Here is a 10,000-nt window from a genome sequence, read left to right as displayed (position 1 = left end):
CACCAGCGCCCAGCTCTTGCACCCGCTGTAACCAGTCCAGCGTTTGCCAGCGGGTTTTTTGGGTGCGGCTTTCATCGCCGGTAAACTGATAGACCTGGTACTGGCCTGTTTCTTTATCAAAAAAGCTGTCGATGCCTATGACCACACATTGCTGACCAAAGCTGTGTTCCAGCTCGTTAATCAGTTCAGGTCGTGCCAGGGCAGGGCTATTGACAGAAATTTTATCTGCGCCCATTTCCAGTATTAAGCCAGCGTCAGCGACAGATTTAATACCACCGGCGACACAAAACGGAATGTCGATGACTTCTGCAATACGGCGCACCCAGCTTTTATCCACCACACGGCCATCGCTGGAGGCGGTGATATCGTAAAACACCAGCTCGTCTGCGCCTTGTTCGGCGTAGGCTTTGGCCAAAGGCACTATATCGCCAATGATTTCGTGGTTACGAAACTGCACGCCTTTGACCACTTTACCATCGCGCACATCTAAACAAGGTATTATGCGTCTTGCCAGCATTGGATAGCCTCCTCTGCGGTGAACTTACCTTCCAGCAAAGCCCGGCCTAAAATGACTCCAGCTACGCCAGTTGGTTTTAAGGCTTTGATATCCGCCAAAGAGCCCACACCGCCCGAGGCTTGCCATTGAATTTGGGGGTACTTTTGCACCAGCTCGGCATACAAAGCCACATTAGGGCCCTGCAAAGTACCGTCTTTACTGATGTCGGTGCACAGCACATGTTTTGCACCTGCGGCAATAAAGCCGTCCAGCACTTGCTCAAGGGTGATAGTGGACTCTTCAATCCAGCCGTGGCTTGGCAAGGTTTTGTCGCCTTTGGCATTAATAGCCACGTCAAGCGCCAACACTATTTGGTCGCCACCATACCTACGTAACCAGCCTTGCACTGTTGCTGGTTCACGAATAGCCACACTGCCAACCACTACGCGGCTGGCGCCAGCTGCTAATAACTGTTCTACATCAGCTGCTGTGCGCACACCACCACCCACTTGGACTGGCAGAGGAGCGTTTTTCATTAAGCTGGTTAACAGCTCAAGCTGACGGTCAGCGGCGTTTTTTGCCCCTGTTAAATCCACCAGATGCAAAATACCTGCGCCAGCTTTGGCGTATAAATCGCGCAACTGCAGTGGAGTTTGTTGATATTCAGTGGTTTTATCGTAGCTGCCCTGATAGAGCCGCACTGTTTTACCTTGTATCAAATCTATAGCTGGAATAATCACGTTTTATCCTGTAACGGCAAGGCCGCATCAAAAAAATGGTAACAGCTCAAAATCAACCATTAAAAGCCAGAAAGTTCTGTAATAAACGAGCACCCACAGCACCTGAACGTTCAGGGTGGAACTGCGCACCCAGCTTATTGCCTTGGCCAATCACAGCGGCAAAATCACTGCCGTAATGGCAGCGGGCTAAAGTGGTATCGGATGGCGCAACTGCAAAACTATGGACAAAATACACATAATCTTTTGCGCCTATGCCTTTAAGCAGAGGGTGGTTTTGCGCACTCTGTTCCACCTGCAAAGTATTCCAGCCCATATGAGGCAGGCGTAAATCACCGACTTGCATCCGTTTGACCTGACCTGGTATTAAACCTAAACAGTCGACATCACCTTCTTCGCTGCGGTCGGTCAACAGCTGCATGCCTAAACAAATGCCCAGTAGTGGCTGCTCTGCCTGTTGTAAGGTGGCAATTAAATCGCGTTCACGTAAATTCGCCATCGCCTGACGGGCAGCGCCAACACCTGGTACTAATAAACGGCTGGCGTTTTTAATCACTGTTAAATCGCGGCTGACTTTGGCATCCACACCTAAACGCTGGAAGGCACAATAGACAGAGCTGATATTGGCGCAGCCGGTATCTACAATCACCAAAGACATTAAAGTACTCCTTTACTGCTTGGCAGGGCTTCGCCTGATACTTTAATCGCCTGACCCAAAGCCCGGCCAAAGGCTTTAAATAAACCTTCGACCATATGGTGTTTATTGCCAGGGCTGACGGATAAGTGCAGCGTCATCAGCATGGCATCACTTAAGGAGCGGAAGAAGTGGTGCACCATCTCCAGGTTTAGAGTGCCGACAGAACCCTGACCTAAATCAGCATCAAACTTCAGTAGCGGACGGCCGGATAAATCCAGCACACATTCAGCGCGGCATTCATCCATAGGTAAGACAAAACCAAAGCGGGTAATGCCTTTTTTATTGCCCAGCGCTTGTTTGAGCGCCTGACCTAAAGCCAAGGCTGTATCTTCCACGCTGTGGTGATCGTCAATGTGTAAGTCGCCTTTGACTTTGAGTTGCAGGCTAAAACCACCGTGGGTGGCAATTTGATCCAGCATATGGTCAAAAAAGCCAACGCCGGTTTCAATCACGTTGCCGCCTTGCTGGTCTAAATCGACGTTCACCTGAATATCAGTTTCGCGGGTGACACGATTGACGCTGCCTTTACGGCCTTTGCTTAACAGCTGTTTGGTGATTTCTTTCCAGCCTAAAGTGTCACGGTCATAACGGAAGGACGGCAGGCCCATATTTTCGGCCAGTTGCACGTCGGTTAAACGGTCGCCAATGACAAAAGAGTTGGTGAAATCTACTTTACCTTGCTGCAGATAATCTTTGACTAACCCTAGCTTCGGCTTACGGCAGCTGCAGTTGTCTTTATCAAAGTGTGGGCAAATCAGAATATCGTCAAAACGAATGCCCTGTGAATTCAGCAGCTGCATCATTTTTTCCTGCGGCGCATCAAAGGTATCACGCGGGAAACTGCTGGTGCCCAGACCGTCCTGATTGGTGACCATCACTAAGGAATAACCAGCGGCCTGCAATTTGAGTAATGAAGGCACCAAATCCGGCTCGTACGCCAGTTTTTCCAGTGAATCCAGTTGTTTATCTATTGGAGGTTCTTCCACCATAGTGCCGTCACGGTCGATAAATAAAATTGCTTTGGCACTCATAAAGACTCCTGTTTCTCTGAATTTGGTGATAAAGAATAAGACGACATAATTTGTTGTAACTGCGCCATTTCATCAGGCGAACCTATAGACACCCGCACCACCTGACCTAAACCCAACTGACTGGATTGGTTACGGATCAGCACCCCTTGCTCAGCAATAAAGCTGACCAAAGCAGCGGCGTCAGGTACGGCAAGCAGTACATAGTTGGCCTTGGACGGATAAACACGGCTTACATAACTCAGAGTCCCGGCAAAAGCGCTAAAGCTGTCACGTAAGCTGTTGATTTGCTCCACTGTGGCACGCATTTTTTGCTGGCCCTGGCTTGATAACGCCTGTACTGCAATTTCAGCCACAGGGGCTGGTACAGGGTAGGGCGCAATCATCTGGCGTAAAGCGGCAATGACTGAAGGCTCTGCCAAAGTAAAACCACAACGCAGGCCTGCCAAAGCAAAGGCTTTAGATAAAGTACGCAGTACCACTAAGTTGCTGTATTGATTTAATAAACCAACCACAGAAGCTTCTGGTGCAAACTCAATATAAGCCTCATCAACCACCACTAAAGCTTTGTCTTTATAAAACTCCAGTACCTCGACAATTTGCTCACGAGGTATTAAATCTCCTGTAGGGTTATTGGGGCTACAAATAAATACCAGTTTTACATTGGCTTTTTGCGCAAATAAAGTTGGCAGATCCAAAGTTAAATCTTTGGTTAAAGGCACTATATTGACATCCACCAGCTGACTTTCGGCGCTGATTTTGTACATGCCATAAGTTGGCGGGCAAATGCTGATGGCATCTTGTCCTGGTTCACAGAAGCTACGAATAAGAAGCTCAATCCCTTCGTCAGCGCCACGACTGGTCAGTACCTGATTGGTTTCTACGCCAGCGTAAGATGCATAAGCACTGATCAGCTCTTTTGGCTGACAATCCGGGTATCTGTTGTATTGGCCTGACAGCTCGTAGTCTGTTGCTAAGGAGTTTTCGTTGGCATTGAGCCACACCGAGCCGCCACTCATGCTTAAGCGGGCTGAAGCATAAGGCACCAGTTGTTGCACTTTTTGCCGGGCTAAAGAACTGATACGGCTCATTGACGATTTTCCTCTGAAATTTTTGCTGAAAGCTCAAGCTCTGCCAAACGAAAAGAGACGGCATTGGCGTGCGCATCTAATCCTTCTGCTTTAGCCAGTTTGACAATAGTGGGGCCTAAATCGCGCATGCCAGCTGCTGTTAAGCTTTGCACTGTGTAACGACGATAGAAGTCGGCCAGACTTAAACTGCTGTGATTACGGCTATAGCCATAAGTGGGCAATACGTGGTTAGTACCACTGGCATAATCACCTGCCGATTCAGGCGTGTAAGGGCCAACAAAAATACTGGCAGCGTTGGTCAGTTTGCCAAGCAAAGCCTGATCGTCAGAAGTTTGAATAATTAAATGTTCAGGCGCGTATTGATTACTCACCAAAGCCGCTGTGGCTAAATCCGGCGTTAAAATCAATCTGCTGTTGCTCAGGGCTTTTTGTGCTATTTCAGCTCGTGGTAATAAAGCCGTCTGACGTTTAAGCTCACTGATAGTATTGACCAGTAAAGCTTCAGAAGGGCTGACCAACACCACTTGGGAATCTGGGCCGTGTTCGGCCTGAGATAATAAATCCGCCGCTACAAACACCGGGTTAGCGTTGTCGTCTGCAATCACCAGCACTTCAGAAGGGCCGGCTGGCATATCAATAGCAGCACCACGGGCATCCTGACTGACTTGCTGTTTGGCTTCAGTAACAAATCTATTGCCAGGGCCAAAAATTTTATCCACTTTGCCAATAGTTTCAGTGCCATAAGCCAAAGCAGCAACAGCCTGAGCACCACCTAAAGTATAAATCTCAGTGATACCACAAAGTGATGCTGCATACACAATCTCTGCGGCAATATCGCCCGCTTCAGGCTGACCAGGCGGCGTGACAAGCACTACGCGGCGGCAACCGGCCAGTTGAGCTGGCACACCCAGCATCAAAACAGTCGAAGGCAAAGGGGCGCTTCCACCTGGTACATACAAACCGACCTGATCCAAAGCGCTGTAATTCAGCTCGCAGACCACACCGGGCTGAGTTTCAATGCGGATATTTTCTGGCAACTGCGCCGCGTGAAAGGTGCGGATATTGCGATACGCAATCTCAATAGCAGTTTTTAGCTCATCGGATAAAGAGGCAATTAAGTTTTGTTGCTGCTTGTTCGACAAACGCAAAGGGTTACTTGGCAGCTTGTCAAAGTCGCGGCTAAAGCGTTGCAAAGCCGCATCACCTTCAGTGCGCACAGCTAGGATAATATCCCGCACAGCTTGTTTTACAGTGTCGGACTCCTGCTGCAGCGGGCGCTCTAATAAAGCCTGCTGCGCAGTTTGATCCAGTTGTTGCCAGTTGCTGATCTGAAACTGCATGCCTTACTCCATCATCTTTTCAATGGGTAATACAAGAATAGAGCTGGCACCTAAGGCTTTCAGTTGCTCCATAGTTTCCCAGAACAAAGTTTCGCTGCTGACTACGTGCAAAGCCACTAAATCGTCGTTGCCTGCCAGTGGCAATAAAGTTGGATTTTCAGCGCCAGGCAGCAGAGCTATCACTTCCTGTAAACGGGCTCGTGGTGCGTGCAACATAATGTATTTACTTTCATTGGCCTGCATCACGCCTTGAATTCGGGGCATCAGTTTTTTAATCAGTTTCAGTTGTTTTTCATCCGCTAAATCACGGCGCTGAATAAGTACTGCTTTGGATCGGTAAATCACTTCCACTTCTTTTAAACCATTGGCTTCTAACGTAGCGCCTGTGGAGACTAAGTCACAAATGGCATCGGCTAAGCCTGCCCGAGGCGCCACTTCAACCGAACCTTTTAAATTGACGATACGACAATTGACGCCGTTTTGTTTTAAATAGCGATTGAGTAAACGCGGGTAGGTAGTGGCTATAGTGCGGCCTTCTAAATCTTTGACGGATTGATAATCTTCTTCCTGTGGCACAGCTATAGATAAGCGGCAGCCACCAAAGTCTAAACGAGCCAGCACAGTGTAATCGTAAGTTTCGTTGTCCATCTGACGTTGCAACGACACTTCTTCCAGCACGTTCTCGCCAACAAAACCTAAGTCACAGACGCCGTCCATCACTAAACCCGGAATATCGTCATCCCGCACCCGCAGTAAGTCGATATCCATGTTTTCTACATGAGCAATCAGGCGTTGTTCACGTAAATTAATTTTTAAACCGCAGTTGGTTAAAAGTGCCTGAGAGTCTTGTGACAGGCGGCCTGACTTCTGAATGGCGATACGTAATCTGTTGGTCGTGACAGTCATGTTATTTAGTACCTTATAAAATCGTAAAACAAAAACCCCGGGATTTTAGCCCCGGGGTTCAGTTGGAATTGGTTTTCACTTTTCCACCAGAGGCTGGTTATGACCTAGCCTCCAATGTCAACACGGACCGGCTAGTCGGATAAATGATGGTGATGATGCCAGTGAATGTTGATAGTCATGGAAAGTTACTCCTCGTTAAGATGTATACAAGCTAACGGCTTTTTATGTTTCAGGCAACAGAATTTTTTGATTCATCTGGATTTATTTTTGGATAGGTTTTTAGTTTATGTTTTTGTTTTGTATGGGTTAATTGTTGTTCTTGTGGTTTTTAAGCACAGCAGATTGAATATTTTAAGCAAAATGCGCTCTAAAAATAAGGTTGAAAAATAATCAGGTTGTATAGATAAAGTTATTTGCTTTGCTGCCGATAAAAGGCAAAGGAGGGTTTATGGACGTCTTGTTTCCCTATTTGTACCGACCACCAGGCACGCCGGCAGAGCAGGGCGGGCCTATGGTTGCGCCTGTTTTTAAAGATGCCAAAATCAGTGCTTATGAAAAAGAGGAAAAACGTTTCCTTATTTTATTAAAAGATCAGCAAAAAAAACGTCAGGACAGGCGTCGCCGTGGCGACTATCCACCAGCTCCTGAAACCACTCCTGAGGAAGATCAGCATGTGGATGATGAAGGACACTTAGATATTTTTATCTAGCCAAGGCATAATAGCGCAAATTCTTGCCGGGCCTTTTATATGCTGTTGTCTGCTTATTTACCTGCCAGCTCTGACCTCTCTGTGTGCTTATGCTAAAACAAGTGCAGCAGGCTTTTGCCGAACAAGGGGCTTTATCTAAGGCTATTTCTGGTTTTAAAGCCCGTGAACCGCAAAAGCTGATGGCGGCTTCTGTGACCAAATCCATTGAAGGCGGCAATGCTTTATTGGTCGAAGCAGGCACGGGCACAGGCAAAACCTATGCTTATTTAGTGCCTGCTTTGTTATCCGGCAAAAAAGTGATTTTATCCACCGGTACTAAAAACCTGCAGGAACAGCTGTATTTCCGCGATTTGCCGACAGTACTTAAAGCTTTGGCTTTACCTATAGAGACTTCTTTATTGAAAGGTCGCTCCAATTATTTATGCTTATTCCGTTTAGAGCAGCATTATCAGCATGTACCTACCACAGATGCGGCTGTGATCAATGACTTAAGCCTAATCAAAAAATGGTCCAACGAAACTCAAAGTGGTGATATCGGTGAACTGACTTATATAGCCGAAGACTCCAAAGCTTTGCCTCTGGTGACCAGTACAGCAGATAACTGCCTTGGCAAAGATTGCCCTTCTTACGAAGATTGTTATTTGCTGCGGGCGCGTAAAAAGGCGATGCAGGCCGATTTAGTGGTGGTAAACCACCATTTATTTTTCGCCGATATGGCATTAAAAGACACAGGTTTTGGTGAGCTGCTGCCGAATATGGACGTAGTCATTTTTGATGAAGCCCACCAAATTCCGGATATTGCCAGTGAGTATTTTGGCGAAACTTTATCCAGCCGTACTTTACTGGACCTGTGTAAAGAGCTGGAACTGATTTGTAAAACCGAATTGCGAGACCATCCACAACTGAGTAAAACCGCAGACAAACTGGCCACTTTAGTACGGGATTGGCGCTTGCTGTGGTCCGATGAACCTGAGCGTGGCAACTGGCGGGATAGCAGCAAAAGGCCTGAGGTGCAACTGGCACTGACCCGTGTGTCTGAAGCCATGGGCATGTTGTATCAGGTGCTCAAAGGCAGTTTGGGTCGTAACGAAGTGGTGGATCACTGTTTTGAACGACTGGCTTTGGCGAAAACTCAGCTGGAAAAACTGCAGGATGTCAGCAAAACCGGCGTCAGTTTTTGGTATGAAACCACCAGGCAACATATCAGCCTGCATTTAACGCCTTTAAGTATTGCCGATAAATTCCGTGAGCTGGTGTTTGCGGAAAAACGCAGCTGGATTTTTACTTCAGCCACTTTGTCGGTCGATCAGGGCTTTGCCCACTATATCGAACAAATGGGCTTGCAGCAGGCCGATACACTGCTGCTCGACAGCCCTTTTGATTATGAACAACAAGCTATGTTGCTGGTGCCTCGTTATTTACCTGAACCCAATGACGCCCGTATGGGCAAAGCACTGCTAAAATTGGCGGTGCCTTTAATTGAGGCTAATCAGGGCCGTTGTTTTTTCCTGTTCACCAGCCATCGCATGTTGCAATGGATGGCCAATGAGCTGCCACAGCATTTATCTTTACCCGTGCTGGTGCAGGGCAGCACCAGTAAACGTTTATTGCTTGAACAGTTTGTTGAGACCAAACATGCGGTATTACTTGGCACCGGCAGTTTTTGGGAAGGCGTAGACGTGCGCGGGGATACTTTAAGCTGTGTTATTATCGACAAATTGCCTTTTGCCTCGCCTGACGATCCTTTATTGCAGGCACGGAACGAAGATTGCCAGATGAAAGGCCAGGATCCTTTTGCTTTAGTGCAATTGCCCCAAGCTGTGATCACTTTAAAACAAGGCGTTGGCCGTTTAATTCGAGACGTGTCAGACCGGGGCGTATTGGTGATTTGTGATAACAGATTAGTGACCCGGCCTTATGGCTCAGTGTTTTTGAAAAGCTTACCACCAATGCGTCGTAGCCGCGATTTGCAGGCGGCGGTGAAGTTTTTACAGGATTTACCCAAATAATATACTCTTTGCTCTCTTAGCTGCAGCTATGTTGTCTTAGTGCAACTCCAGTTACTTTGAGTAGAGAAGCTAAAAATTGTGAAAAGGAGTCGCCCGTTGAAATTACTGGCATTAGATACCTCCACCGAAGCTTGTTCAGTGGCTTTAACTCTTGATGGCAAGATTCTGACTTTGGATGAAGTTTGTCCACAGCAACACAGCAAACGTATTTTGCCGATGGTGCAGCAGTTATTGTCAGAAGCTGGTTTAACCCTGCAGCAACTCGATGGTTTGGTCTTTGGCAAAGGCCCCGGCAGTTTTACCGGTGTTCGTATTGGTGTTGGGGTTTGTCAGGGCTTAGCTTTTGGCGCACAACTGCCTGTTTATGGTGTATCCACTCTTGCGGCTATGGCCCAAGCTGCGCACAGATTACATCAGGCTCATCAGGTGGTCGCTGCCATAGATGCGAGGATGAACGAAGTCTATCTGGCCAGTTTTCAGTTGGATGAGCAGGGCATTATGCAAGCTTTAAGCACTGAAGTAGCGGCTAAACCCGGTGCTTTACCAGGCCCGGTGCTCAAAGGCCATATTTGCGCTGTAGGTACGGGTTGGCAAACCTATCCACAACAGTTGGAAGACTGGCATAAAACTGGCAATAGCGGATCAGAGGATCTTGCTGTGGTTCATCATAGCCCTGTGATTCTGTACCCTTCAGCGCAGGATATGTTGAGTCTGGCGGCAATCCCGTTCCGGCAAGGGCAGTTTATTGCCGCAGAACTGGCAGAGCCTACTTATGTGAGGGACGAAGTGACCTGGCAAAAACTACCAGGCCGTTAGACCCGTCGTCCTTGCAGATGCAGCGGCGTTGACTGCGCCTTCTCGCCCCGGTCACATAGGTGAGCTATGCTCCCGGGGTCTCGACGCCTGGTCGCCTTGCTGCAACAGCAATGACTTAGGGTCTTGAGGCGTCGTCCTTGCAGATGCAGCGGCGTTGACTGCGCCTTCTCG

At 47.9% G+C, this 10,000-nt stretch carries 10 protein-coding genes; 3 read left to right on the top strand and 7 right to left on the bottom strand.

The window, feature by feature from the left end; genetic code table 11:
* From hisF to hisG, 7 genes are all read right to left on the bottom strand, one after another.
* Positions 1 to 517, bottom strand: a 517-nt coding sequence (gene hisF / locus LDL40_RS17345) for a HisA/HisF-related TIM barrel protein (protein WP_300996718.1), incomplete at its 3' end; no start/stop codon positions are given.
* On the bottom strand, positions 499 to 1,236 hold the full coding sequence (hisA, locus tag LDL40_RS17340; protein WP_300996717.1) for a 1-(5-phosphoribosyl)-5-[(5-phosphoribosylamino)methylideneamino]imidazole-4-carboxamide isomerase: 738 nt from the start codon (positions 1,234 to 1,236) through the stop codon (positions 499 to 501). The genes hisA and hisF, both read right to left, overlap by 19 nt.
* Positions 1,237 to 1,288: 52 nt before the next feature.
* Entirely contained in the window at positions 1,289 to 1,891 is a 603-nt protein-coding gene (gene hisH / locus LDL40_RS17335; RefSeq protein ID WP_300996716.1) for an imidazole glycerol phosphate synthase subunit HisH, read from the bottom strand.
* Positions 1,891 to 2,961, bottom strand: coding sequence for a bifunctional histidinol-phosphatase/imidazoleglycerol-phosphate dehydratase HisB (hisB, locus tag LDL40_RS17330; RefSeq protein WP_300996715.1), 1,071 nt, complete (start codon positions 2,959 to 2,961; stop codon positions 1,891 to 1,893). The genes hisH and hisB overlap by 1 nt, the downstream gene beginning before the upstream one ends.
* Positions 2,958 to 4,049 (bottom strand): histidinol-phosphate transaminase, encoded by a 1,092-nt coding sequence (gene hisC, locus LDL40_RS17325; protein ID WP_300996713.1) that lies wholly within the window; start codon positions 4,047 to 4,049, stop codon positions 2,958 to 2,960. The genes hisB and hisC overlap by 4 nt, the downstream gene beginning before the upstream one ends.
* A complete protein-coding gene (gene hisD, locus LDL40_RS17320; protein ID WP_300996712.1) occupies positions 4,046 to 5,389 on the bottom strand; it encodes a histidinol dehydrogenase in 1,344 nt (447 codons plus the stop codon). Before hisD ends, hisC begins: the two co-directional genes overlap by 4 nt.
* A gap of 3 nt (positions 5,390 to 5,392) precedes the next feature.
* Positions 5,393 to 6,295 (bottom strand): ATP phosphoribosyltransferase, encoded by a 903-nt coding sequence (hisG, locus tag LDL40_RS17315; protein ID WP_300996711.1) that lies wholly within the window; start codon positions 6,293 to 6,295, stop codon positions 5,393 to 5,395.
* Positions 6,296 to 6,743: 448 nt separating this feature from the next.
* On the opposite strand from hisG, the gene LDL40_RS17310 reads away from it, so the two are divergent.
* The 3 genes from LDL40_RS17310 (at position 6,744) to tsaB (ending at position 9,829) form a co-directional block, all read left to right on the top strand.
* Positions 6,744 to 7,004, top strand: a complete 261-nt coding sequence (locus tag LDL40_RS17310) for a hypothetical protein (protein ID WP_300996709.1) — start codon at positions 6,744 to 6,746, stop codon at positions 7,002 to 7,004.
* Between the two features lie 89 nt (positions 7,005 to 7,093).
* Positions 7,094 to 9,013 carry an ATP-dependent DNA helicase gene (locus tag LDL40_RS17305; protein ID WP_300996708.1) on the top strand — a complete coding sequence of 640 codons (1,920 nt, stop codon included), beginning with the start codon at positions 7,094 to 7,096 and terminating at the stop codon, positions 9,011 to 9,013.
* A 96-nt stretch (positions 9,014 to 9,109) separates the two neighbouring features.
* Complete coding sequence (gene tsaB, locus LDL40_RS17300) at positions 9,110 to 9,829, top strand: tRNA (adenosine(37)-N6)-threonylcarbamoyltransferase complex dimerization subunit type 1 TsaB (RefSeq protein ID WP_300996707.1); 720 nt, start codon at positions 9,110 to 9,112, stop codon at positions 9,827 to 9,829.
* The last annotated feature ends 171 nt before the right edge of the window (positions 9,830 to 10,000 follow it).

Source organism: Rheinheimera sp. (assembly GCF_020217005.1).
GTDB lineage: Bacteria > Pseudomonadota > Gammaproteobacteria > Enterobacterales > Alteromonadaceae > Pararheinheimera.
This window is presented reverse-complemented; position numbering and strand designations above follow the sequence as displayed.

Excerpts from the sequence above, each read along its gene's own strand:
- hisH (WP_300996716.1), bottom strand. The coding sequence starts at position 1,891 with ATGTCTTTGGTGATTGTAGATACCGGCTGCGCCAATATCAGCTCTGTC.
- hisB (WP_300996715.1), bottom strand. The coding sequence starts at position 2,961 with ATGAGTGCCAAAGCAATTTTATTTATCGACCGTGACGGCACTATGGTG.
- hisC (WP_300996713.1), bottom strand. The coding sequence starts at position 4,049 with ATGAGCCGTATCAGTTCTTTAGCCCGGCAAAAAGTGCAACAACTGGTG.
- hisD (WP_300996712.1), bottom strand. The coding sequence starts at position 5,389 with ATGCAGTTTCAGATCAGCAACTGGCAACAACTGGATCAAACTGCGCAG.
- hisG (WP_300996711.1), bottom strand. The coding sequence starts at position 6,295 with ATGACTGTCACGACCAACAGATTACGTATCGCCATTCAGAAGTCAGGC.
- LDL40_RS17310 (WP_300996709.1), top strand. The coding sequence starts at position 6,744 with ATGGACGTCTTGTTTCCCTATTTGTACCGACCACCAGGCACGCCGGCA.
- LDL40_RS17305 (WP_300996708.1), top strand. The coding sequence starts at position 7,094 with ATGCTAAAACAAGTGCAGCAGGCTTTTGCCGAACAAGGGGCTTTATCT.